Annotated in this window: 24 protein-coding genes and 1 pseudogene; 18 read left to right on the top strand and 7 right to left on the bottom strand. The window is 67.0% G+C overall.

Annotated features, from left to right (window positions below):
* The first annotated feature begins 1 nt into the window (after position 1).
* From ligK to F3K02_RS14945, 7 genes are all read left to right on the top strand, one after another.
* Complete coding sequence (gene ligK, locus F3K02_RS14975; protein ID WP_177136432.1) at positions 2-685, top strand: 4-carboxy-4-hydroxy-2-oxoadipate aldolase/oxaloacetate decarboxylase; 684 nt, start codon at positions 2-4, stop codon at positions 683-685.
* Between the two features lie 131 nt (positions 686-816).
* Positions 817-1,749, top strand: a complete 933-nt coding sequence (locus F3K02_RS14970; protein WP_177136431.1) for an amidohydrolase family protein — start codon at positions 817-819, stop codon at positions 1,747-1,749.
* 1 nt (position 1,750) lies between these two features.
* A complete protein-coding gene (ligA, locus tag F3K02_RS14965; protein ID WP_177136430.1) occupies positions 1,751-2,188 on the top strand; it encodes a protocatechuate 4,5-dioxygenase subunit alpha in 438 nt (145 codons plus the stop codon).
* A 2-nt stretch (positions 2,189-2,190) separates the two neighbouring features.
* The gene (locus tag F3K02_RS14960) at positions 2,191-3,069 is read left to right on the top strand and encodes a class III extradiol dioxygenase subunit beta (RefSeq protein ID WP_177136429.1); all 879 of its coding nucleotides are present in this window, start codon (positions 2,191-2,193) and stop codon (positions 3,067-3,069) included.
* Between the two features lies 1 nt (position 3,070).
* A complete protein-coding gene (locus tag F3K02_RS14955; RefSeq protein ID WP_177136428.1) occupies positions 3,071-4,021 on the top strand; it encodes a Gfo/Idh/MocA family oxidoreductase in 951 nt (316 codons plus the stop codon).
* Positions 4,022-4,187: 166 nt separating this feature from the next.
* Positions 4,188-5,186 carry an aldo/keto reductase gene (locus F3K02_RS14950; protein ID WP_177136427.1) on the top strand — a complete coding sequence of 333 codons (999 nt, stop codon included), beginning with the start codon at positions 4,188-4,190 and terminating at the stop codon, positions 5,184-5,186.
* A gap of 79 nt (positions 5,187-5,265) precedes the next feature.
* Complete coding sequence (locus F3K02_RS14945) at positions 5,266-6,600, top strand: ferredoxin reductase family protein (protein ID WP_177136426.1); 1,335 nt, start codon at positions 5,266-5,268, stop codon at positions 6,598-6,600.
* Between the two features lie 92 nt (positions 6,601-6,692).
* Here the strand turns inward: F3K02_RS14945 and F3K02_RS14940 are convergent, their stop codons facing one another.
* From F3K02_RS14940 to uraD, 4 genes are all read right to left on the bottom strand, one after another.
* Positions 6,693-8,057, bottom strand: a complete 1,365-nt coding sequence (locus F3K02_RS14940; RefSeq protein WP_177136425.1) for an esterase-like activity of phytase family protein — start codon at positions 8,055-8,057, stop codon at positions 6,693-6,695.
* Positions 8,058-8,194: 137 nt separating this feature from the next.
* Positions 8,195-8,563, bottom strand: coding sequence for a hydroxyisourate hydrolase (locus F3K02_RS14935; protein ID WP_177136424.1), 369 nt, complete (start codon positions 8,561-8,563; stop codon positions 8,195-8,197).
* A gap of 7 nt (positions 8,564-8,570) precedes the next feature.
* Positions 8,571-9,545: a Bug family tripartite tricarboxylate transporter substrate binding protein gene (locus F3K02_RS14930; RefSeq protein ID WP_177136423.1), complete on the bottom strand. Its 975-nt coding sequence runs from the start codon at positions 9,543-9,545 to the stop codon at positions 8,571-8,573.
* Positions 9,542-10,135 (bottom strand): 2-oxo-4-hydroxy-4-carboxy-5-ureidoimidazoline decarboxylase, encoded by a 594-nt coding sequence (gene uraD, locus F3K02_RS14925; RefSeq protein ID WP_218179469.1) that lies wholly within the window; start codon positions 10,133-10,135, stop codon positions 9,542-9,544. The genes F3K02_RS14930 and uraD overlap by 4 nt, the downstream gene beginning before the upstream one ends.
* Positions 10,136-10,213: 78 nt before the next feature.
* On the opposite strand from uraD, the gene F3K02_RS14920 reads away from it, so the two are divergent.
* From F3K02_RS14920 to F3K02_RS14880, 9 genes are all read left to right on the top strand, one after another.
* Positions 10,214-11,185 carry a LysR family transcriptional regulator gene (locus tag F3K02_RS14920; protein ID WP_177136421.1) on the top strand — a complete coding sequence of 324 codons (972 nt, stop codon included), beginning with the start codon at positions 10,214-10,216 and terminating at the stop codon, positions 11,183-11,185.
* Positions 11,186-11,254: 69 nt separating this feature from the next.
* On the top strand, positions 11,255-11,725 hold the full coding sequence (locus tag F3K02_RS14915; RefSeq protein WP_177136420.1) for a Spy/CpxP family protein refolding chaperone: 471 nt from the start codon (positions 11,255-11,257) through the stop codon (positions 11,723-11,725).
* Positions 11,726-11,761: 36 nt separating this feature from the next.
* Positions 11,762-12,061 (top strand): hypothetical protein, encoded by a 300-nt coding sequence (locus F3K02_RS14910; RefSeq protein WP_177136419.1) that lies wholly within the window; start codon positions 11,762-11,764, stop codon positions 12,059-12,061.
* 4 nt (positions 12,062-12,065) lie between these two features.
* Positions 12,066-12,770, top strand: a complete 705-nt coding sequence (locus F3K02_RS14905) for a response regulator transcription factor (RefSeq protein ID WP_177136418.1) — start codon at positions 12,066-12,068, stop codon at positions 12,768-12,770.
* A gap of 10 nt (positions 12,771-12,780) precedes the next feature.
* Complete coding sequence (locus F3K02_RS14900; RefSeq protein ID WP_177136417.1) at positions 12,781-14,163, top strand: HAMP domain-containing sensor histidine kinase; 1,383 nt, start codon at positions 12,781-12,783, stop codon at positions 14,161-14,163.
* Between the two features lie 62 nt (positions 14,164-14,225).
* Positions 14,226-16,037, top strand: a complete 1,812-nt coding sequence (gene arsA, locus F3K02_RS14895; protein WP_177136416.1) for an arsenical pump-driving ATPase — start codon at positions 14,226-14,228, stop codon at positions 16,035-16,037.
* 152 nt (positions 16,038-16,189) lie between these two features.
* A complete protein-coding gene (locus F3K02_RS14890) occupies positions 16,190-16,927 on the top strand; it encodes a hypothetical protein (protein ID WP_177136415.1) in 738 nt (245 codons plus the stop codon).
* The gene (locus F3K02_RS14885) at positions 16,920-17,606 is read left to right on the top strand and encodes a hypothetical protein (RefSeq protein ID WP_177136414.1); all 687 of its coding nucleotides are present in this window, start codon (positions 16,920-16,922) and stop codon (positions 17,604-17,606) included. Before F3K02_RS14890 ends, F3K02_RS14885 begins: the two co-directional genes overlap by 8 nt.
* Positions 17,606-18,031: a PPC domain-containing DNA-binding protein gene (locus F3K02_RS14880; protein WP_177136413.1), complete on the top strand. Its 426-nt coding sequence runs from the start codon at positions 17,606-17,608 to the stop codon at positions 18,029-18,031. The genes F3K02_RS14885 and F3K02_RS14880 overlap by 1 nt, the downstream gene beginning before the upstream one ends.
* A 15-nt stretch (positions 18,032-18,046) precedes the next feature.
* Here F3K02_RS14880 and F3K02_RS14875 read toward each other — a convergent pair whose 3' ends face one another.
* From F3K02_RS14875 to F3K02_RS14865, 3 genes are all read right to left on the bottom strand, one after another.
* Positions 18,047-19,297: an NAD(P)/FAD-dependent oxidoreductase gene (locus F3K02_RS14875; RefSeq protein WP_177136412.1), complete on the bottom strand. Its 1,251-nt coding sequence runs from the start codon at positions 19,295-19,297 to the stop codon at positions 18,047-18,049.
* Positions 19,294-19,617 (bottom strand): 2Fe-2S iron-sulfur cluster-binding protein, encoded by a 324-nt coding sequence (locus F3K02_RS14870; protein WP_068174187.1) that lies wholly within the window; start codon positions 19,615-19,617, stop codon positions 19,294-19,296. Before F3K02_RS14870 ends, F3K02_RS14875 begins: the two co-directional genes overlap by 4 nt.
* Before the next feature lie 64 nt (positions 19,618-19,681).
* Positions 19,682-20,860, bottom strand: a complete 1,179-nt coding sequence (locus tag F3K02_RS14865) for a cytochrome P450 (protein WP_177136411.1) — start codon at positions 20,858-20,860, stop codon at positions 19,682-19,684.
* Positions 20,861-20,971: 111 nt separating this feature from the next.
* On the opposite strand from F3K02_RS14865, the gene F3K02_RS14860 reads away from it, so the two are divergent.
* A complete protein-coding gene (locus F3K02_RS14860; RefSeq protein WP_177136410.1) occupies positions 20,972-21,799 on the top strand; it encodes an AraC family ligand binding domain-containing protein in 828 nt (275 codons plus the stop codon).
* Positions 21,781-21,906, top strand: a pseudogene (locus F3K02_RS14855) (acyl-CoA dehydrogenase family protein); the annotation flags it as partial. The gene F3K02_RS14860 and the pseudogene F3K02_RS14855, both read left to right, overlap by 19 nt.

Here is a 21,906-nt window from a genome sequence, read left to right as displayed (position 1 = left end):
CATGTACGAACTCGGCGTCGTTTACCGCAACATCACCCGTGCCGACCGCGCTGCGGCCGACGGCCTGGCCGCGCTGGGCTCGGCCACCGTGCACGAAGCCATGGGCCGTGTCGGTCTGTTGAAGCCCTACATGCGCCCGATCCAGACCGGTGTGCAGGTATCCGGCACAGCCATCACCGTGCTGTTGCAGCCGGGTGACAACTGGATGATGCACGTGGCCGCCGAGCAGATCCAGCCCGGCGACATCGTGGTCGCGGCCGTCACGGCCGAGTGCAGCGACGGCTATTTCGGCGACCTGCTGGCCACCAGTTTCCAGGCGCGCGGCGCCCGCGGCCTGATCATCGACGCCGGCGTGCGCGACGTGAAGACGCTCAAGGAAATGAACTTCCCGGTGTGGTCCAAAGCGATCTCTTCCAAGGGAACCATCAAGGCCACGCTGGGCTCGGTGAACATCCCCATCGTCTGCGCCGGCATGCTGGTCACGCCCGGCGACGTGGTCGTGGCCGACGACGATGGCGTGGTCTGCGTGCCAGCGGCGCGTGCAGCGGAAACGCTGGCTGCGGCGATCAAGCGCGAGAGCTTCGAAGGCGAGAAGCGCGACAAGCTGGCTTCGGGCGTCTTGGGGCTGGACATGTACAAGATGCGCGAGCCGCTGGCAGCGGCTGGCTTGCGTTATATCGACTGAATTTTCTCCGGCTGGCCCCGGCGGCGACGCCGGAAGCCAGCGGGGCTCATCAGTCCTTCGGCCAGCAAATCGCCCCGCTGTTTTCCGCCATCTCCGCCTCCTCTGCACGCGAACAGATTGAAAGCACTTCAATGAGCAAACCGACTTCCGGTGACTTCACCAAAACCGCCGGCTGGATGGACTGGTACACCGGTCCTTCCAAACCCCGCTTCAAGCTGCCCGCCGGCGCGGTGGACGCGCACTGCCACGTGTTCGGTCCGGGGGCCGAGTTCCCCTACGCGCCAGAACGCAAGTACACGCCCTGCGACGCATCGAAGCACCAGTTGTACGCACTGCGCGACCACCTCGGTTTTGCCCGCAACGTGGTGGTGCAGGCCACCTGCCACGGGGCGGACAACCGCGCCATGGTGGACGCACTGGTCAACAGCGGCGGCAAGGCGCGTGGCGTGGCCACGGTCAAGCGCAGCGTGAGCGACGCCGAGATCCAGGCCATGCACGACGCCGGTGTGCGCGGCGTGCGCTTCAACTTCGTCAAGCGTCTGGTGGACTTCACGCCCAAGGACGAGCTGCTGGAGATCGCTGGCCGCATCGCGAAATGGGGCTGGCATGTGGTGATTTACTTCGAGGCGGTGGACCTGCCCGAGCTGTGGGACTTCTTCACCGCGTTGCCGACCACCGTGGTGGTGGACCACATGGGCCGGCCCGATGTGTCGTTGCCGGTCGATGGCCCGCAGTTCGCGCTGTTCGAGAAGTTCATGCGCGAACACAGCAACGTGTGGAGCAAGGTCAGCTGCCCCGAGCGCCTGTCGGTCACCGGCCCGAAGGCGCTGAACGGCGAGCAGAACGCCTACACCGACGTGATCCCGTTCGCGAAACGCATCGTCGAGCAGTTCCCCGACCGCGTGCTCTGGGGCACCGACTGGCCGCACCCCAACCTGAAGGACCACATGCCCGACGACGGCCTGCTGGTCGACTTCATCCCGCACATCGCGACCACGCCCGAGTTGCAGCAGAAGCTGCTCGTGACGAACCCGATGCGTCTCTATTGGCCCGAGGAGGTCTGACATGTCCCTCGAAAAACCGTACCTCGACGTGCCCGGCACGATCATCTTTGATGCCGAGCAGAGCCGCAAAGGCTACTGGCTCAACCAGTTCTGCATGTCGCTGATGAAGGCACAAAACCGCGAGCGTTTCAAGACCGACGAGCGCGCCTACCTCGACGAATGGCCGATGACCGAAGAGCAGAAACAGGCCGTGCTGGCGCGCGACCTCAACTGGTGCATGCGCACCGGCGGCAACATCTACTTTCTGGCCAAGATCGGCGCCACCGACGGCAAGAGCTTCCAGCAGATGGCGGGCTCCATGACCGGCATGACCGAAACCGAATACCGCGACATGATGATCCAGGGCGGCCGGTCCGTCGAAGGCAACCGCTACGTGGGTGAGGACGGTGACGCGCAGGCGCACCGCCAGCCCCAGGGCGCCGCAGGAAAGAAAGTCTGACCATGGCCAAAATCACCGCATCCGTTTTCACCTCGCACGTGCCCGCCATCGGCGCGGCCATGGACCTGGGCAAGACCCAGGAGGACTACTGGAAACCCGTGTTCGCGGGCTACGACTTCTCCAAGCAATGGATGAAGGACAACAAGCCCGACGTCATCTTCCTCGTCTTCAACGACCACGCCACGGCGTTCAGCCTGGAGATGATTCCCACGTTTGCCATCGGCACCGCGGCCGAGTTCCAGCCGGCCGACGAAGGCTGGGGCCCACGCCCGGTGCCCAAGGTCATCGGCCACCCGGACCTGGCGTCGCACATCGCACAGAGCGTGATCCAGCAGGACTTCGACCTCACCATCGTCAACAAGATGGACGTGGACCACGGCCTCACCGTGCCGCTGTCGCTGATGTGTGGCGAGCTCGACCCGAAGACGGACGCCTGGCCCTGCCCGGTGATCCCGTTCGCGGTCAACGTGGTGCAGTACCCGGTGCCCTCGGGCAAGCGCTGCTTCATGCTCGGCCAGGCCATCCGCAAGGCGGTGGATAGCTACGACGAAGATTTGAACGTGCACATCTGGGGCACGGGCGGCATGAGCCACCAGCTGCAGGGCGCACGCGCCGGCCTGATCAACCGCGAGTGGGACAACGCCTGGCTCGACCAGATGATTGCCGACCCCGTAGGCTGCGCCAACACGCCGCACATCGACTACGTGCGCGAAGCCGGCAGCGAAGGCATCGAACTCGTGATGTGGCTGATCGCCCGCGGCGCCATGTCCGATATCGTCGACGGCAAGGTGCAGGGTCCGGCCCCGACCGTGAAGCACCGCTTCTACCATGTGCCCGCATCCAACACGGCCGTGGGCCACCTCATCCTGGAGAACAACTGACATGACCATCAAAGTAGCCCTCGCCGGCGCCGGCGCCTTCGGCATCAAACACCTGGACGGCATCAAAAATATTGACGGCGTTGAAGTGGTTTCGCTGATCAGCCGCGACCTGGAAAAGACCAAAGAGGTCGCCGACAAGTACGGTATCCAGCACGTCACCACCGACCTCGCCGACAGCCTGGCGTTGAAAGAAGTCGACGCCGTGATCCTGTGCACCCCCACGCAGATGCACGCCGAGCAGACCCTGGCCTGCCTGAAGGCCGGCAAACACGTGCAGGTGGAAATTCCGCTCGCCGACAGCCTCAAGGGCGCCGAAGACGTGGTGGCGCTGCAGAAGCAGACCGGCCTGGTGGCCATGTGCGGCCACACCCGCCGCTTCAACCCCAGCCACCAGTACGTGCACAACAAGATCCAGGCCGGCGAATTCAACATCCAGCAGATGGATGTGCAGACCTATTTCTTCCGCCGCACCAACACCAACGCGCTGGGTCAGGCCCGCAGCTGGACCGACCACCTGCTGTGGCACCACGCCGCCCACACCGTGGACCTGTTCGCCTACCAGTGCAACAGCCCCATCGTGATGGCCAACGCCATCCAGGGCCCGATCCACCCCGTGCTCGGCATCGCCATGGACATGAGCATCCAGCTCAAGGCCGCCAACGGCGCCATCTGCACACTGAGCCTGAGCTTCAACAACGACGGGCCGCTCGGCACCTTCTTCCGCTACATCGGCGACACCGCGACCTACCTCGCGCGCTACGACGACCTGTTCACCGGCAAGGAAGAAAAGATCGACGTGAGCCAGGTGGCGGTGTCCATGAACGGCATCGAGCTGCAGGACCGCGAGTTCTTCGCTGCCATCCAGGAAGGCCGCGAGCCGAACTCCAGCGTGGGCAAGGTGTTCAACTGCTACCAGGTGCTGCACAACCTGGAACAGCAACTGAAGGGATAGGCCCACCTCTGCGGCGCTGCGCGCCTTCCCCTCAAGGGGACGACGCCAGCGGCCCGGCAAAGCCGGTTCCGCGGCGTCACTGGGTGGAGCCACCTCGCGCCGAGGCATACCATTCACGGCTCCATCCTCACGGCTGGGGCCGTTTTCCATTTCAGGAGCTCTCACCATGCAACAACGCCAACTCGGCCCCTTCAAAGTCTCGGCCATCGGTCTGGGCTGCATGAACATCTGCCACGCCTACGGCGCCCCCGTGTCCGAGCAGCAGGCCGAGCGTGTGCTGCTCGGCGCGCTCGACGCGGGCGTGACCCACTTCGACACCGCAGCGCTCTACGGCTTTGGCGCCAGCGAAACGCTGGTGGGCAAGGTGTTGTCGAAGCACCGCTCGAAGTTCACGCTCGCCAGCAAATGCGGCATGCAGGGCGTGCCCAACGCCGACGGTGTGAAGGTGCGCGTCATCGACGGCCGGCCCGAGACCATCAAGGCCACCTGCGAAGCGGCCTTGAAGCGCCTGCAGACCGATGTGATCGACCTCTACTACCTGCACCGCTGGGACAAGCAGGTGCCCATCGAAGACAGCGTGGGCGCCCTGAGCGACCTGGTGCGGGCCGGCAAGATCCAGACCATCGGCCTCTCCGAGGTGTCGGCCCCCACCTTGCGCCGTGCGCAGGCGGTGCACCCCATCACCGCCTTGCAGACCGAGTACTCGTTGTGGACGCGCAACCCCGAGATCGCCGTGCTCGACACCTGCCGCGAATTCGGCATCGCCTTCGTCGCCTTCAGCCCGGTGGGTCGCGGCTTCCTGTGCGGCGAGCTCAACGTGAGCAGCTTCGACGCCAAGGACATCCGCCGCAGCATGCCGCGTTTTGCGCCCGAGAACTACGCCGCCAACCTCACGCTGCTGCCCGGCTACCTGGCCGTGGCCAACGAGGTCGGCTGTACCCCGGCGCAGCTCGCCATCGCCTGGCTGCTGCACCGGGGCGAGAACATCCTGCCCATCCCCGGCACCACCAGCGTGGAGCACCTGCAGGACGACCTGGGCGCGGTGAACGTCAAGCTCGACGCTTCCGTGATGGCGCGGCTCGATGACCACATCAACCAGCACACCGTGAAGGGCGAGCGCTACAACGCGCAGGGCAACAGCGAGGTGGACACCGAGGTGTTCTGAGCGCGCAAACCCACCGGTTGCCCAGGTGTAAGCTGGAGACATAAACACCAGCCAATGCAACGGGAAAGGGAGGAGCGCCATGCAGCACATCCAGCGGTTTTTCTGGGCCTATCTGCTGGTCCTGACGGGTCTCTGGTGGTTCACCGATCAGACCGTCTGGGCCGAGCTTCCCCACTTTTTTGCCTGGCGCAGCGTCTTGATGCAGGGCAGCGGCGTGCTGGCCATCGGGGTGATGAGTGCGGCGATGGTGCTGGCCGTGCGGCCTGTGGTGTTCGAGCCCTGGCTGGGTGGGCTGGACAAGATGTACCGGCTGCACAAGTGGCTGGGCATCTCGGGCCTGGTGCTGTCCATCGGCCACTGGCTGTTGTCGGAGTCGGCCAAGTGGTTGGTCGGCCTGGGCTGGCTGGTGCGCCCCGAGCGCGGACCCCGCCCGACCCTGGTGGATGAACCGGTCCGGCAGTTCTTCATGAACCAGCGCGGACTCGCCGAGGGCCTGGGTGAGTGGGCGTTTTATGCGGCCGTGGCGCTGATGGCGCTGGCACTGATCAAGCGCTTCCCGTACCGGTACTTCTTCCGTACCCACCACCTGCTCGCCGTGGCCTATCTGGTGCTGGTGTGGCACTCGGTGGTGCTGCTGCAGTTCGATTACTGGAGCGGTGTGCTGGGGCCGGTGATGGCGCTGCTGATGGCCGCGGGCAGCATCGCCGCCGTGATGGTGCTGTTCGGCCGCGTGGCCGTCCACCGGCAACTGGTGGGCGAGGTGGCGGCCGTCCGTCTCCACCCTGCGCTGGATGTCGTCGAGGTCGACATCGGGTTCCAGGGGCGCTGGGCGGGCCACGAGGCGGGCCAGTTCGCCTTCGTGACCTTGCACGAAAAGGAGGGCGCGCATCCCTACACCATCACCTCTGCGTGGGCCGACGATGGCCGTCTGACCTTCATCATCAAGGCCCTGGGCGACTACACCCGCACCCTGTCCGCCACGGTCAAGGTGGGGGATGTGGTCAAGGTGGAGGGGCCCTACGGACGCTTCAATTTCGCGGGCCAGCAGAAGCGCCAGATCTGGGTGGGCGCGGGCATCGGCATCACGCCCTTCATCTCGCGCATGAAGGCCCTGGCCCAGGCGCCCGATGGCAAGAGCATCGACCTGTTCCACACCACGGCCGTCTACGATGAGCACGCCATCGGTCTGATCGAGGCCGACGCGAAAGCCGCGGGTGTCCGCCTGCATGTGTCGTGGGACGAACGCGACGGCTGGCTGACCGCGGCACGCATCGCCGAGCAGGTTCCCGAGTGGCGCGATGCGGACTTCTGGTTTTGCGGGCCGGCCGTGTTCGGCCGCACGCTGAAGAAGGATTTCGTGGCCCTGGGGCTGGACGAGACCCGCTTCCACCAGGAACTGTTCGAGATGCGGTGACGGCGGCGCTCCGGCGGCGACCTTTCCGGAACCTTTCTCCCGTCCAGCGCCCCTGCTGCCCTCGGCCGCAGGGGGCTTGCCTTGCGGGTGTTTCAGCGGGCGCTCAGGAAGTCGCCCACTTCCAGCAGGATCAGCTCGTTGTCGTCGGCCTTGTTGGGTTCGCGGCTGCTGGAGAACGGCAGGTTGTTGTCGTTGCCGACCACGATGTGCGTTGCGTCCACCACGTCCACGTTCTCGATCGTGAAGAAGGGGAAGGCCAGCACGCCGTTGGTCAGGGGCTTGAGCGAGAGCTTGTTAGGGTCGGCAATCGCCATCAGGTCGATGTGGCCGATCTTGCGCAGCGGGCCACCCACATTGGCCTCGCTCAGTTCGACCTTGACGATGCGTTTGAATTTCGCCAGGTCGTGGAAGCAGTCGGTGCGCTTCTGGCTTTCGGGGCAGGCCTTGTCGGCCGTGCCTTCGCCGTTGTCGCGTTCGATGATCAAGCCCGTCGTCGCGTCGATCATGTTGAAGTCGCCGATGGCGTGGTGGTTGGCGTCGAGCACGTACTTCCAGTGGCGGCCGGTCCACTGCTCGGTCTTCACGTCGAACTCCAGCACGCGCAGGTACTGCTTGCCGTCCAGCGCTTCGGGTGCCTTGGTGGCTTCGTCCCACAGCGCGCCTTCGAGCAGGGCGTAGAGCTTGCTGCCGTCGGGCGATGAGGCCAGGCCCTCGTAGCCCTTGGAGCGGCGCGACTGGAACTTCAGTTCGCCGTTCGGCGCGCCCGGGGTGATGACCGAAGGATGGTCCGGCGAGATGACGGTCTTGCCGTCCACCTTCGTTTCATGGACGGCCCGTACCCGGCCCTTCATGTCGGCCTTGATCAGGTACGGGCCAAACTCGTCGCCGATCCAGAAGTGCCCGCCAGCGATCTGGAAGCCTTCGGTGTCGAAGTCGGAGCCGGTGAGGTAGCGCTGCTTCGTGCCTTCGTGGACGATGCGGAACGGCACCTTCTTGTCGGGGTCGTGCAGGAACACGGTCTCCAGGCGCTTGAACTGGCCGCTCTTGAAGTCCACCGCGTAACGGTTGAGGAACAGCGCGAAGTCGGGCGAATTGGCCTTGGAGCCGGCGCCGTTGTCGGTCAGCAGCCAGAAGCTGCCGTCGGCCAGGCGCTTGATGCCCGAATGGCCCTGCACCGGCTGGCCCTTGAAGGGCAGCGACACGCCGGTGGGGCGGCCGGCCGACTTGCCTTCAACACCGCCGATCTTTTCGACCCGCTGGCCGGTGGTGAACTTGCCACTGACCTGCAGGTCGGCCGGGGCGTCCTTGGGGGCGGCGATGAAGGTCTGCGCAGGCAGCACCGCGTGGCCCGTGAGCGTGGCGGGGAAGGCGGTCTGGGTCTGGGCTTGCAGCGGCAGGCTGGCGAGGGCGAGCAGGGTGGCGCTCAGGCTCAGGGACAAGGTGGGGGATCGGCGCATGGTCGGGGCTCTCGGTCGTCGGTGGTGGGGAGCGCTTGCAACGGTGCAGGCGGCCGCGCCACTGTGCCGCGCGCGTTTGACGCGACGGCGACGGTCCGATGGCAACGCCGTGACAGGCGCTGCCTTGGCCTCACCGGTCAGGCGCCGCCGCGGAACAGCGAGAAGCCCCAGGCCGTGAACTTGAATGGCAGGTGGACATGCTGCGCCGTGTCGGCGATGTGGAAGCGGTAGGGCACCACCTCCAGGAACGCCGGGTCGGGCACGGCAGCGCCCTGGCCGCGGTAGAAGGCGCCGACCTCGAACCGCACCTCGTAACCCCCGGCCGTGATGGCTTCGCTCATCAGCGCCGGGTGGGCCAGCAGGCCGTTGCCGCTCACGGTGCCCTCGGCGATCAGCGGCCCTTGCGGCAGGCCGTCCGGTCCCAGGCGCTGCACCGCCACGCGCAGGCCCGCCGCGACGCGGCCGCTGGCCACGTCCACACAGTGAATGGAGAGTCCGCCGTTCATGGCCGGCTCAGTTCAGCCGCGCGCCCGAGGCCTTCACCTCCGGCGCCCACTCGGTGACCTGGTCGCTCACGAACTTCGTGAACTCGGCCGACGTCATCTTCTCTACCGCGACGCCCAGATCGGCCAGGCGTTTGGCCACGTCGGGGCGCGACACCACGTCGGCGACGGCGGCGTTCACCTTGTCCACCACGTCTTTGGGCGTGCCGGCCGGTGCCGAGATGCCGAGGAAGTTCTCCGCCAGCAGCTTGGGGTAACCGGCCTCGACCACGGACGGCACGTTGGGCGACATCGGCGCACGGGCGCGCGAGGTCACGGCGATGCCGACCAGCTTGCCGTCTTTCATGTAGGGCACGTTCTGCGTCAGCGTGTCCACCGCGAACTGCAGCTGGCCGCCGAGCAGGTCGGTGTGCATGGGCGACGAGCCTTTGTAGGGCACGTGCTCCATCTTCAGCTTGTACTGGTTCTTGAACATCTCGCCGACGATGTGGCCGATGGAGCCCACGCCGCCGCTGCCGTAGTTGACCGGCGTCGTCTGCGCGCTGATCCACTTCACCAGCTCGGGCATGGTCCTGGCCGGCACCGAGGGGTGCACCACGAACACGTTGGGCACCGAGCCGATGTGCGCGATGTGGGTGAAGCTCTTGACCGGGTCGTAGGGCGCCTTGTCCATCATGAACGGCGAGATGCTCATCGGCGCGGTGTTCGACAGCAGCAGGGTGTAGCCGTCGGGCGCGGCCTTGGCCACCTCGTTGGCGCCGATGGTGCTGCCGGCTCCCGGCTTGTTCTCGACGATCACGGTCTGTCCCAGCTTCTCCTGAAGGCCGGGCTGCAACAGGCGCGCCACGATGTCCGACGAACCGCCGGGTGCGAAGGTGACGACGATCTTGATCGGCTTCTGCGGCCAGACCTGGGCGTGGGCGGTGGCTGCCGCGAAGGGCAGCAGGGCGCTGGCGGCGAGGAAGATGCGGCGGGTGGGTTTCATGGCTGGGTTCCTGCAAGGGTGGAGACGGCGGGGCGAGACGAAAGGGGGGTGGGGGCGTCGGGCTGGACCACACGGGCCAGCCGTCCGCGCATGACTTCGCAGATCTGCTGCAAGGCGGCCTGGCGTTCGGTGGCGTCGTCGTGGGTCAGGCGCGCTTCGAAGGCCTCGAACACCGAAGCCAGTGTGTCGTGCAGCCGCAGCGCGGCGATGAAGGGGTAGCCGAAGCGCGCGTGGTAGCGCTGGTTGAGTGCGGTCATGCGCTGCACGGTGGTGGCGTCCAGGCTCAGCAGGCCCAGGCGGGCCTGTTCGTTTTGAGAGTCCCTGGTCATGGTGCCCGCTTGGGCCTCCTGGCCCGCGAGTTCGGGGTGGGCGCACAACAGCGCCCGTTGTAGCGCCTCGTCGGCGCCGTGGATCACGCGGGCCATGGCGTTGAAGAGGGCGGACTGGCTGGCGAACGGGCGCAGCGACCACGCGCGCTCTGCGACCCAGGGCGAGTGCTCGACCACCGAGCCCAGAAGCGCATTGAACGCGGCTTCGTCCAGCGAACGGAGCTCGGAGATCGTCAAGGGGGTGGTGGGCGTGGAGGGCATCTTGGACCGCAGTTTGAGCTCGCTTTGCGTTGCCGTCCATCGCATAATTTGCTGTATTTCGTTCGAATAAACAGCACGATGAGCAACCTCCACAGTCCCCTGCATCCGAAAGCGCTGCGCTATGTGGCGGCCGTGGCCCAGCTCGGATCGGTCCAGGCCGCCGCGCGCGAGGTGTCGATTTCCGCCTCCGCCATCGACCGCCAGATCCTGATCCTGGAGGAAGACCTGGGCGTGCCGCTGTTCGAGCGCCTGCCGCGCGGCATGCGGCTCACGGCGGCGGGCGAGCTGCTGCTGGCGCTGTCGCAGCGCTGGAAGGCCGACCTCAACCGCACGCTGTCCGACATCAAGCAGCTGCAGGGCGTCAACCACGGCCAGCTGCGCCTGGCCGCCATGGACAGCCACGCCAACGGCTTCCTGCCCGACTTCCTGCAGGTGGCAGCGCGCGAGCACCCGGGCATCGTGATCGACATCGAGATCGTCAGCCCCGACGAGGCGGTGACCCACCTGCTCAGCGGCGACGTGGACATCGCCGTGGCCTTCAACCTCAAACCCCAGCGCGACCTGAACCTGATCTGGAGCGCCGAGCTGCCGCTGGGCTGCGCGGTGGCGGCCGCGCACCCGCTGGCAGCGCTGGCCGAGGTCGGTTTCAAGGAAGTGGCGGCCTGGCCGCTGGCCGCGCAGAGCCGTGCGCTGGCGATCCGCCGATACCTGGAAAAGCGCCACGGCTGGCTGCTGCAGGAAGCGCGGCCACCGCTGGTGACGAACTCGCTGCAGTTGGTCAAGAGCCTGGTGCGCAGCGGCAGCCACGTGGCGCTGACCTCGGAGCTGGACGTGGGTCCCGAGGTGTTGGACGGCAGCGTGGTGTTTGTACCGCTGCGCGACCGCAACGCGCAGGCGCAGAGCGTGTCGGTGGCCACCAGCGCCAGCCGTCCGCTGCCGCGCATTGCGCGCATCGTGGCCGAGTCGCTGGCGGTCCATGTGGACCTGCATCTGCAGCGGGTGCGCCAGGTGGGCGCTGAAACAAAACGAAAAGAACCGGTACCTCGCTGACACCCTGGGACGGCCTGGCCCCGGCACCATGACGGTCATGTTCAACAAGGTTCTGAAAGGACCCCCGTCATGAAAACCTGGATCAAACGCACCCTCATCGGTCTGACCACCGCCACCGTGGTGCTGGGCGGCCTCACCGCCTGCGGCAGCCGTGGCGACCACGCCCGTGGCTGGAGCGAAGAACGCGTCACCGAAATGCGCGGCAAGGCGATCGAACGCATCAGCAGCAAGCTCGAACTCAACGCCGAACAGAAGCAGAAGCTCGGTGTTCTGGCCGATGAAATGATCGCCTCGCGCAAGGCCTTCCGGGGTGACGGTGGCGATCCTCGCGCCGACTTCAAGGCCCTGGTCGCAGGCGAGAAGTTCGACCGCGCCAAGGCGCAGAGCCTGCTCGACCAGAAAACCGCCGCCGTGCAAGGCAGCGCGCCCAAGGTGCTGACCGCACTGGCCGACTTCTACGACAGTCTCAACCCGGAGCAGCAACGCCAGGTGCGCGAAAAGCTGGGCAAGCGAGGCCACGGCCGGTGGGGCCGGGGCTGATCGGGCGAGCGAAGCACACGTTCTGAATGCACGGCCATGTCACCCGCTTTTGAACCCATCCACCACCTGGCTCTGCAGAGCCGGGCCCATGCCCCGGCCTTGCTGGCCGGGGCCGACGACCCGCACGCCGAGCTGCTCGCCATGGTCTGGGGCCCGCGTTTCGACCGCCAGCACGCGCTCGATCTCTGGGCCCGGCTCTCGCAGCAACAACCCGCCGAGGCCTTGCCGCTGCTGCCCGCGCTGATCTCGGCGGCCGACCGCTTCGACACCCTGGGTGTTCCGGTGCAGCACCGGCTGCGCCGCCTGATCGTGCGACACCGTGCCCTGTCAGAATGAGTTCATGCACCGCATCCTGCTCATCGACGACGACGAACAGCTCGGCCCTCCGCTGGCCACGTACTTCCAGCGTTTCGAGCTGCAACTCACCCACGCTTTTCGACCCAGCGACGGACTGGCCCGTTTGCGCGCGGGGCGCTTCGACGCCGCCATCCTCGACGTGATGCTGCCCGAGATGGACGGTTTCGAACTCTGCCGCACCATCCGCAAGGAGAGCGACATCCCCATCGTCATGCTCACCGCGCGCGGCGAGGTGATGGACCGCGTGGTCGGCCTGGAAATCGGTGCCGACGATTACCTGCCGAAGCCTTTCGAGCCGCGTGAACTCGTGGCGCGCCTGCAGACCGTGCTGCGCCGCCGCCGGGCCAGCCTGGCGCCGCTGAACGCCACGCCGGACCCCGCCAACGGTGAACTCCGTTTCGAGGGCCTCACGCTCGACCCCGCGCGCCGCAGCGTCGTGCGCGAAGGGCAAGACGTCGAACTCACCGGCACCGAATTCGAACTGCTGCTGTTGCTCGCGCGCGAGCCGGGCAAGGTGTTCAGCCGCGACGACATCCTCAACCAGCTGCGCGGCCACGAGGCCGAGCTGTACACCCGCGCGGTGGACATCGTGGTCAGCCGCCTGCGCAAGAAGCTGGAGCCGCTGGACTGCATCAAGACCCTGCGCAACGCCGGCTACTCGCTGGCGTTGCGGCGCCTGACCCAGTGAGCCGCTCTCCATGACCGACGCTCGAGCCAAGAAACTGTCTTCGTGGAAGCGCGCCAAGCACCGCATCGCACACTCCATCAAGCTGCGCATGGTGCTGGTGTTCCTGCTGCTCGCGGCGGGCATGACCTTCGTGTTCTTCACGGGCGCGCAGAAGGCGTTTTCCATGGGCTGGCGCGAAGCCGCGCGCCCGCTGCTGATGGACTACGTGGACCGCATCGCCGCCGAGATCACGAACGGCGGTCAGCCCAGCGTGGAGCGCGCCTTGTCCATCACCGAGCGCCTGCCGCTCACCGTGCGCATCGCCGGACCGCAGGTGAATTGGGCCTCACACCCCGGTCAGGCCGAGTCGGACTGGATGCGCGACAAACCCGATGACAGCGGGCCGCGCAACGGCGAAAAATGGGGCAACGGCAAAGACTGGAACGGCATCCTGCAGCGCGACACCGCCGACGGGCACACCATCCAGTTCGGTATCAATGACGAGGTGTTCGTGCGCCGCCCGCGCCTGATCGGCTACGCGCTCACCTCGTTGCTCGTGCTCACGCTGCTGGCCTGGCTCTACGTGCGCCGTCTGCTCAAGCCGCTGGACGCCATCGGCGAAGGCGCTCGCCGCTTCGGTGCGGGCGACTTCAGCCAGCCCATTCCCGAGCGCTGCCTGCACGGCCCCGACGAACTGGGCGAACTTGCCGCCACCATCAACACCATGGGCCAGGACATCCAGCAGATGCTTGACGCCAAGCGCGCGCTGCTGCTCGCCATCAGCCACGAGCTGCGCAGTCCGCTCACCCGTGCGCGGCTCAACACCGAGCTGCTGCCCGAAACGGCCGAGGTCAACCCGCAGCGCGAAGCCCTGTTGCGCGACCTGCAGGAAATGGCCCGTCTCATCACGGACCTGCTGGAGAGCGAACGCCTGGCCACGAAGCACGCCGCGCTGCAGCGCGAACCGGTGGCGCTCGAAGCGCTGGCGCGCGAGGTCATCGGCGAGCTGCAGGCCCGCCACCCCGAGGCCGCCCGCACCGCGCTGCACGCCGCGCCCGGCCTTCCCACCTTGCCGCTCGATCCGGCGCGCATGCGCCTGCTGCTGCGCAACCTGCTCGACAACGCCTTGCGCCACAGCGCGGGGGCGCCGCTGCCGCCCGAACTGCACCTGAGCATCGAAGGGCAGGGCATCCGGATCGAGGTGCGCGACCACGGTCCGGGTGTGCCCGACGAGCAGATCCCCCACCTGGCCGAACCCTTCTTCCGCCCCGACACCGCGCGTACCCGTGCGCAGGGCGGCGTGGGCCTGGGGCTGTATCTGTGCAAGCTGGTGGCGCAGGCGCACGGCGGCACGTTTGCGGTGCGCAATGCGTTGCCCGGGCTGGCGGTTACGGTCACGCTGCCCGGGGCCTGACTGCTCCCCTGGGCTTCACCATCGTCATTTCCGGGTCTGACGGCTTGTGCCATGCTGCCTTCATGAATATCCCCACGCTTCCCGGCTTCGCCACCGCGCCCACGCGCTTCCTGTTTTTCACCGGCAAGGGCGGCGTCGGCAAGACCTCGCTCTCCACCGCCACCGCCATCGCGCTGGCCGACGCGGGAAAGCGTGTGCTGCTGGTCAGCACCGACGCGGCGTCCAACCTTGACGAAATGCTGGGTGTGCCGCTGTCCAACCGGCCGGTGCCCGTGCCCGGCGTGCCGGGGCTGCAGATGCTCAATATCGACCCCGACACCGCCGCCGAGGCCTACCGCCAGCGTGTGCTCGCACAGCTCGAAGCCGGTACCAGCGACGACGAACGCCAGACCGTGCGCGAACAGCTCTCGGGCGCCTGCACCACCGAGATCGCCGCCTTCGACGAATTCGCCGCGCTGCTGGCGGGCGAGGGCATCGACGGCGGCTACGACCACGTGGTCTTCGACACCGCGCCCACCGGCCACACCCTGCGCCTGCTGAGCCTGCCCAAGGCCTGGACCGGCTTCCTCGCCGGCAACGACCGCGGCGCCTCCTGCCTGGGGCCGCACTCGGGCCTGAAGATGCAGGAAGCGCGTTTCAACGCCGCGCTGCAGGCGCTGAGCGACCCCGCGCTCACCACCGTCGTGCTCGTCACCCGGCCCGACCCGCGCCCCATGCAGGAAGCCGCGCGCACCGCCGAAGAACTGAGCCAGCTCGGCCTGGCCAACCAGCGTCTGGCCGTCAACGGCGTGTTCCACGCCATCAGCGCCAGCGACCCGATTGCCAACGCCATCGAAGCCCTCGGCCGCCAGGCCTTGCGCGAGATGCCCGACGCGCTAGCCCGCCTGCCGCGCGACGAGGTGCCGCTGCGCGCCTTCGACACCGTGGGCCTGCCCGCGCTGCGTGCGCTGCTGCAAGGCGGTGAGGTGACCGCCCCTGCGCCCCAGGCGGCAAGGCCCGCGCTGCCCGCCGAACCGCTCAGCCGCATGGCCGACGAAATCGCTGCCATCGGCCACGGCCTCATCATGGTCATGGGCAAAGGCGGCGTGGGCAAGACGACGATCGCCGCCGCACTCGCCGTCGGCCTGGTGCGGCGGGGCCACAGCGTGCACCTCACCACCACCGACCCGGCGGCCCATGTGGCCGACGCGCTGAACGGCAACCTCGAAGGCCTCAAGGTCGGGCGCATTGACCCCAAGGCCGAGACCGAGGCCTACATCCACAAGATCATGGCCACCCGCGGCAAGGCGCTCGACGAACAAGGCCAGGCCCTGCTGCTGGAAGATCTGCAATCGCCCTGCACCGAAGAAGTCGCCGTGTTCCACGCCTTCAGCCGAGTCGTCAACGAAGCGCGCAGCGCCTTCGTGGTGCTCGACACCGCGCCCACCGGCCACAGCCTGCTGCTCATGGACGCCACCGGCGCCTACCACCGGCAGATGGTGCAGCAGTACGAAGGCAAGGCAGAGAGCAAAGGCCTGCACATCATCACGCCGCTCATGCGCCTGCAAGACGGCAACATGACGCGCGTGATCATCGTCACCCTGCCCGAAGTCACCCCGGTCAGCCAGGCCGCCGCGCTGCAAGACGACCTGCGTCGCGCCCAGATCGAACCCTGGGCCTGGGTCATCAACAAAAGCATCGCCGCCACCGGCACGACCGACCCGCTGCTGCAGGCGCGGCTGGCGGGGGAAGTCCGGCAGACCGAGCGCATTGCGGGCGGGCTGGCGAAGAGGACGTTTGTGCTGCCTTGGTTGCCGCAGGCGCCGGTGGGGGTGGAGGCGCTGGGGGCGTTGGTGGCGTTGGTGGCGCCAGATTCAACTGTCGAAACTCGTTGATTCCATTAGATTTTCCGTAAATATCGAGAAAGCCTGGTTCCACACGGAAAACTGGGTACTACCCACGATCTGCTCAGCGCGGCACATCCATTCGGTGCCCGGTTCTTTCAGACTGCGTAGTGAGCAGGTCCGCATGGAGCGGAAGAGACTGCTTGCCAATATTGGATGTTGGTTTTATATTCAATATTCGCGATTTGCGAACAAAGAATGAAATGCAGCTTAAACCTCAAGATTTCCTGGTCGCCCTCAAGCTTGTGGCTTGGGGTGAGCAGCGCTGGACGTATGCACGTCTGGCGCAGGAGCTGGGCCTGAGCGCTTCGGAGGCACACGCAGCCGTCAAGCGTGGTCTGCAGGCCGGTCTGCTGGATCAGAACTATGCGGTTGTGCCACCGTCTCTTGCAGTGGACATCGCAACGCTCGCAGCGATGCCTTTCCAAGAGCCTCTGGGAATTTACCGCGTAGCGAAGAAGCGGTCACGCCGCCCAAGTGCTGATGATCAGGCCGACAACCCGGTGCGCCCACACCCGCACAACCTCGCCGAGTTCGCGCTGCATGGCGCCAAGTACGCCTTTCCCGGGATCCGTTTGCCGCTGGCGGTGGGCGTGCCCACGAGCCATAGCGCGCCGGCCTTTGCGGGCGTGTTCGCGCCGGGATCGATGGACTTTGTGTGGCCGCACCCTAATGGCACGATTCGCGGCATCGGCGTGGAACCCTTGCACCCATCAGTGCCCTTTGCTGCGATGCAGGATTCCAAGTTGTACGAAATGCTGGCACTGTTTGACGCGCTGCGGGTGGGCAAGGCGCGCGAGCGAGGCATGGCTCTCGAACGCCTGCAAACATTGATCGACCCGCAGGCACCCAAACCCATCAAGGAGCCGTTGCGTGGCTGATCCGAATCTGGCTTTGCTGGTGGGCATGGTTCAGGCCATGGGGCCGCTTTGCGATCAGGTGGTTTTTGTGGGCGGTTGCGCCACAGGGCTCTTGATCGACAACGCGAAATTGATGGATGTGAGGCCGACCGAAGATGTCGATGCCATCGTGGAAGTGGCCACCCTGGCGGGCTACCACGCACTGGCGGAGCAACTCATGCAACGCGGCTTCAATCAGACCATGGCCGACAACACACCGCCATTTCGCTGGTACTGGAATCGCATGCAGTTGGATCTGGTTCCGCTGGACGAAAAAGTGTTGGGCTTTGCCAATCGCTGGTACCGGGCTGGATTTGCAGCCGCTGTGCAAACGCCTGTTGCTGACGGGTTGGTCCTGCGCCATCTGTCGGCGCCGTACTTCCTGGCCACGAAGTTCGAGGCGTTCGCGGATCGGGGGCAGAACGATGTGTACGCCAGCCACGATCTGGAAGACATCATGACCGTCGTGGAGGGGCGCGCCGCTGTGGCGCGGGAGCTGGCAGAAGCTGATTCCGATGTACGCCTGCACGTGGTCGGCGAGGTCAGGGCGCTCCTGGGCAACGCGGCATTTCACAACGCGCTACCAGGTCTGTTGAGCCAGCCCGAACGTGAGCCAATCGTCGGGGCTCGACTGAGCCAGATCGCTTCGTTGGAGATGTGATGAAAACCCTTCCCCTCCGCCTCACCCCAGGCCAGGACCTGCGCGAAGCGCTCGAAGCCGCCGTGCGCGCCCAAGGCTTCCAGGCCGCGTTCGTGCTCTCGGGCATCGGCAGTCTGGTGGATGCGCGCATTCGCTTTGCCGGGGCGGACGAGCCGCTGTGCATCTGTGGTGACTCGGAAATCCTGAGCCTGTCGGGTACGGTGGGTGTGGGTGCTGCGGGCGATGCGGGGCGGGGCCATTCACACCTGCACATGGCCGTGGCGGCCGCCACAGGCGAGGTGTTTGGCGGCCATGTGGCGCCGGGTTGCCGGGTGCGCACCACGGCCGAGGTGTTGCTGGCGCTGTTGCCCGAGTGGGCGTTCACGCGTGAGCCGGATGCCGCCACTGGCTACGCGGAACTGGTGGTGAAGGCGCGCGAGGGCTGAACCCCGCGCTACCGCTCACTTCACCAGCAGGCTCGCCAGATCAAAGCCCGCATCGCCGGCCTGCTCGCGCGTGGGCGACACGCCGGCGTCGAGCAGCTTGCGCACCAGCAGGTGGTCTTTGCTGGCGTTGACGCTGTCTGCGGCGATGAGCTGCTCGCCCTTGAAGTGGTACACGGTGAACGTGCCGGCGGCCATGTCGCCGCGCACGGCCCAGCCGTCAGCGCCCATGGACAGGCCGGCCATCTGCAGCTTCTTGTCGTACTGGTCGCTCCAGAACCAGGGCGTGGCGGTGAAGGGGCGCTCCTGGCCGAGCAGCGCGGCGGCGGCGCTCTTGCCCTGTTCGGTGGCGTTCTGCACCGATTCGAGCCGCAGCAGGTTGCCATCGACCAGGCGGCGCGCAGTGCAGTCGCCGGCGGCCACGATGAGCGGGTCGCTGGTGCGGCAGCAGGCGTCGACCACGATGCCACGGTCGCAGGCGAGCCCGGCGGCCTGGGCGAGCTGGTCGTTGGCGCTGACGCCGATGCCGACCACCACCAGGCCCGCGGGCACGACGCTGCCGTCGGCCAGTCTCACGCCGCTGACCGCGCCGTCGACGCCGGTCTCGAGGGCGGCGACCTGCGCACCCAGCATCAGCTGCACGCCGTGGCCGCGGTGCAGCTCGGCGTACCAGTCGCTCAGCACCGGTGCGAGCACGCGGCCGAGCAGGCGCGGCGCGGCCTCGAGAACGGTGACGGCCAGGCCTTTCTTGCGTGCGGTGGCGGCCACTTCGAGGCCGATGAAACCACCGCCGATGACCACCACCGGGCGCTGCTGTTCGATGCACGCGGCCAGGCGGTCGGCGATGGCGCTGGCGTCGTCGCGCGTGCGCAGGGCCAGCACACCGGGCGCGTCGCTGCCGGGCAGGGGCAGGGCTCGCGGCGTGCTGCCGGTGGCGAGCACGAGGCCGGTGTAGGGCAGGGCGCTGCCGTCACCGAGGATCACGGTCTGTGCGCTGCGGTCGATGGCCTTGACGGTCACGCCGGTGCGCAGCGCGATGTTCTTGCGCGCCAGCATCTCGGGCGCGCGCATCACCAGCTGGGCCGCTTCGATCTCGCCGGCCATCCAGGCTTTGGAGAGCGGCGGGCGGTGGTAGGGGCCGTGGGGTTCGTCACCCAGCAGGGTGATGGGGCCCTCAAAGCCACCGCTGCGCAGGGCCTCGGCGGTCATCACGCCGGCCTGGCCCGCGCCGATGATGACGATGCCGGCCGCGCTGGTTTCGGCGTTCATTCCTGGCATTCCGGCAGGTGCACCACGCCGCCTTCCAGCGCGGGGCCGGCCTTGATCTGGCAGGCCAGGCGGCTGTTCGGACGGCGCTCGGCCACCACGTTCTCCAGCATGTCCAGCTCGCCCTGCGAGGGCGCGGGCAGCACACCGGCCAGCAGCTCGTCCACATAGCAGTGGCAGGTGGCGCAGGCGCAGGAGCCGCCACATTCGCCGACGATGCCGTCCACGCCGTTGGCGGTGGCGCCCTGCATCAGGCTCCAGCCGTCGGCGAGGTTGAGGGTGGTGGACTGGCCGTTGGCCTCGATGAAGGTGATGTTTGCCATGGTGTCTCCAGAAAACAGAAAGGCGCTGCCCGGTGACAGGCAGCGCGATGGTAAGTGAGGCGCCTTAAGCGGCTCTGAGTTCGAGCACCAGCGGGCTGCGGAAGGTGCTGGAGGGCATCCACGGCAGCTGGTCGGCCACGCGGCTGTAGTCGGGCACCACCTTGTGGAACTCGTCGAAGGCGATTTTCACCGCCAGGCGCGCGATCGCCGTGCCGAGGCAGGCGTGCACACCGCCGCCAAAACCGAGGTGGCCACGCGGCTTGCGGGTGATGTCGTACACGTCGGGGTTGGGGTACTGGCGCTCGTCGCGGTTGCCGCTGCCGTAGGCCAGGCAGACGAAATCGCCTTCCTTCATGGTCTGGCCGTGGATGTTCACGTCCTTCATCAGGCGGCGGCGGAAGCGTTGGGCCGAGGTGTTGAAGCGCAGGCTTTCCTCGATCGCGTCGGGCAGCAGCTCGGGGTTGGCCACCACGGCCTTGCGGGCTTCGTCGAAGCTGGCGAGGTTGTAGGCGAACATCATCATGAAGCCGCCGAGCGATTCGACGCCGGCCATGATCAGCGTGGTGGTGGTCAGCAGCACCTCGCGGTCGTCCAGCCGGTCACCGTCGATCTCGGCCAGCGCGAAGTTGCTGATCAGGTCGTTGCGCGGCTCGGCGCGGCGCATCGCGATCACCTTGCTGGCGTACTCCTGCATCCAGTTGTAGGCAGCGATGTGCTCCGGGCCCTTGGCGCGGGTGCGGGCATCGCTCTGCACCATCAGCACGGCGTTGTCGCGCACGATCTGCTCGTCCACGATGGCCTCTTCGCCCATGGGCAGGCCGAGCGCGGCCATCAGCACCTTGACGGTGAATTGCGACGAGACTTCCTTGAAGTCGAACTGCTTCGTACCCTTGAGCTGGCCAAACACCTGCTTCGCCACATCGCGGATCGGCTCTTCGAGCGCCAGCAGGTTGCGCTTCATGAACGCGTGCTGGATCAGGCCGCGCAGGCGGTCATGTTTCGGTGGGTCGGAGCTGCCGAGCGTCGCGCCGGCGCGGCCGGGCAATTCCGTCATGAGGTTGCCGCTGGCGCTGGAGTAGGTCTGCCAGTCCTGGCCGGCGGAGACGATGTCCGCGTAGCGCGAGAGGATCCACATCTGGGCTTCTTCGCTCCAGAAGCAGGGCGCCTCGTCACGCAGGTGCTTGTAATAGGGGAAGGGGTCGGCGTCAACGGCCGGCGAGTAGGGGTCGAAATGGAAGCTCATGGCTTTGTCTCCTGTGGGTGGAATCCGGTACGGACTGTAGGCCTCCTGGCGTCGATTGGCACTGTACTTAGAAGGGATAATTCTTGTACTTTTGAATCAAGGTGTTCCGCCATGCCGCAGACAAACCCATCCCCGCCACGCGCCCGGCCCTCGCGCGGCCAGCCCATGGCCATCCCGCGTTTTGCGCTCTACGGCGAGACCGCGGCACCCGGCCAGGACATGCTGCACATCGAGTCGGTGGCGTCGCGCAGCCGGCTCTACCACTGGGAGATCGAGCCCCACGTGCACCAGGGTCTGTACCAGATCCTCTGGCTGGAAAGGGGTTCGGCCGAGGTGGTGCTGGACGAATGGCGCGCCTCGGTGGCCGGGCCGGCGGCCATCGTGGTGCCGCCAGGGGTGGTGCACGGCTTCGTTTTTGCGCCCGAAACCGATGGCCGCGTGCTCACGCTCAGTGCGCGGTTTCTGGTGGAGGGCGAGTTCCAGGCCGTGGGCGAGGCGTTCCAGGCGCTGTTTTCGGCGCCGGGGGTCTTGCATTTTTCGCCCGATGATGGCGAGGCCCAGCGTCTGAGCGTGCAGCTTGGCGAACTGGCCGCCGAGTTCGCCTTGCCCGGCTCGGCCGATGCGCCGGTGGTGCAGTGGCTGGCGCGGGCCGTGGTCTGGCGCCTGGCCCGCGCGAGCGAGCAGGGCCAGCGCGAAGGCGGCGAGCGCGCCCACCAGCACCAGGCCCTGTTCACGCGCTTCCTGCTGCTGGTGGAGCAGCATTTTCTGGAGCACTGGCCGCTGGAGCGCTACGCCTCGCGCCTGGGGCTGTCCACGCAGCGGCTCAACCGCCTGGCCCGCGCGGGCAGCGGGCGCAGCGCGCTGGAGCTGGTGCACGAGCGCCTCACGCGCGAAGCCTGCCGGCGGCTGGTGTACATCGCCGCGCCCGCCAGTACGTGATGGACCGCCAGCAGTTCGGCCGCCCGCTCGCCGCCAACCAGCTGATCCAGAAAAAGCTGGCCGACATGCTGACCGAAATCAGCCTCGGCCTGCAAGGCTGCCTGCGC

It is taken from the genome of Hydrogenophaga aromaticivorans, from assembly GCF_013387465.1.
Classification (GTDB): Bacteria; Pseudomonadota; Gammaproteobacteria; order Burkholderiales; family Burkholderiaceae_C; genus Hydrogenophaga; species Hydrogenophaga aromaticivorans.
Note: the sequence above shows the minus strand (reverse complement) of the source record. Positions and strands in the feature narration are given on the sequence as shown.

Coding starts and splice junctions, on each gene's coding strand:
- ligK (WP_177136432.1), top strand. CDS start 2: ATGTACGAACTCGGCGTCGTTTACCGCAACATCACCCGTGCCGACCGC.
- F3K02_RS14970 (WP_177136431.1), top strand. CDS start 817: ATGAGCAAACCGACTTCCGGTGACTTCACCAAAACCGCCGGCTGGATG.
- ligA (WP_177136430.1), top strand. CDS start 1,751: ATGTCCCTCGAAAAACCGTACCTCGACGTGCCCGGCACGATCATCTTT.
- F3K02_RS14960 (WP_177136429.1), top strand. CDS start 2,191: ATGGCCAAAATCACCGCATCCGTTTTCACCTCGCACGTGCCCGCCATC.
- F3K02_RS14955 (WP_177136428.1), top strand. CDS start 3,071: ATGACCATCAAAGTAGCCCTCGCCGGCGCCGGCGCCTTCGGCATCAAA.
- F3K02_RS14950 (WP_177136427.1), top strand. CDS start 4,188: ATGCAACAACGCCAACTCGGCCCCTTCAAAGTCTCGGCCATCGGTCTG.
- F3K02_RS14945 (WP_177136426.1), top strand. CDS start 5,266: ATGCAGCACATCCAGCGGTTTTTCTGGGCCTATCTGCTGGTCCTGACG.
- F3K02_RS14940 (WP_177136425.1), bottom strand. CDS start 8,057: ATGCGCCGATCCCCCACCTTGTCCCTGAGCCTGAGCGCCACCCTGCTC.
- F3K02_RS14935 (WP_177136424.1), bottom strand. CDS start 8,563: ATGAACGGCGGACTCTCCATTCACTGTGTGGACGTGGCCAGCGGCCGC.
- F3K02_RS14930 (WP_177136423.1), bottom strand. CDS start 9,545: ATGAAACCCACCCGCCGCATCTTCCTCGCCGCCAGCGCCCTGCTGCCC.
- uraD (WP_218179469.1), bottom strand. CDS start 10,135: ATGCCCTCCACGCCCACCACCCCCTTGACGATCTCCGAGCTCCGTTCG.
- F3K02_RS14920 (WP_177136421.1), top strand. CDS start 10,214: ATGAGCAACCTCCACAGTCCCCTGCATCCGAAAGCGCTGCGCTATGTG.
- F3K02_RS14915 (WP_177136420.1), top strand. CDS start 11,255: ATGAAAACCTGGATCAAACGCACCCTCATCGGTCTGACCACCGCCACC.
- F3K02_RS14910 (WP_177136419.1), top strand. CDS start 11,762: ATGTCACCCGCTTTTGAACCCATCCACCACCTGGCTCTGCAGAGCCGG.
- F3K02_RS14905 (WP_177136418.1), top strand. CDS start 12,066: ATGCACCGCATCCTGCTCATCGACGACGACGAACAGCTCGGCCCTCCG.
- F3K02_RS14900 (WP_177136417.1), top strand. CDS start 12,781: ATGACCGACGCTCGAGCCAAGAAACTGTCTTCGTGGAAGCGCGCCAAG.
- arsA (WP_177136416.1), top strand. CDS start 14,226: ATGAATATCCCCACGCTTCCCGGCTTCGCCACCGCGCCCACGCGCTTC.
- F3K02_RS14880 (WP_177136413.1), top strand. CDS start 17,606: ATGAAAACCCTTCCCCTCCGCCTCACCCCAGGCCAGGACCTGCGCGAA.
- F3K02_RS14875 (WP_177136412.1), bottom strand. CDS start 19,297: ATGAACGCCGAAACCAGCGCGGCCGGCATCGTCATCATCGGCGCGGGC.
- F3K02_RS14870 (WP_068174187.1), bottom strand. CDS start 19,617: ATGGCAAACATCACCTTCATCGAGGCCAACGGCCAGTCCACCACCCTC.
- F3K02_RS14865 (WP_177136411.1), bottom strand. CDS start 20,860: ATGAGCTTCCATTTCGACCCCTACTCGCCGGCCGTTGACGCCGACCCC.
- F3K02_RS14860 (WP_177136410.1), top strand. CDS start 20,972: ATGCCGCAGACAAACCCATCCCCGCCACGCGCCCGGCCCTCGCGCGGC.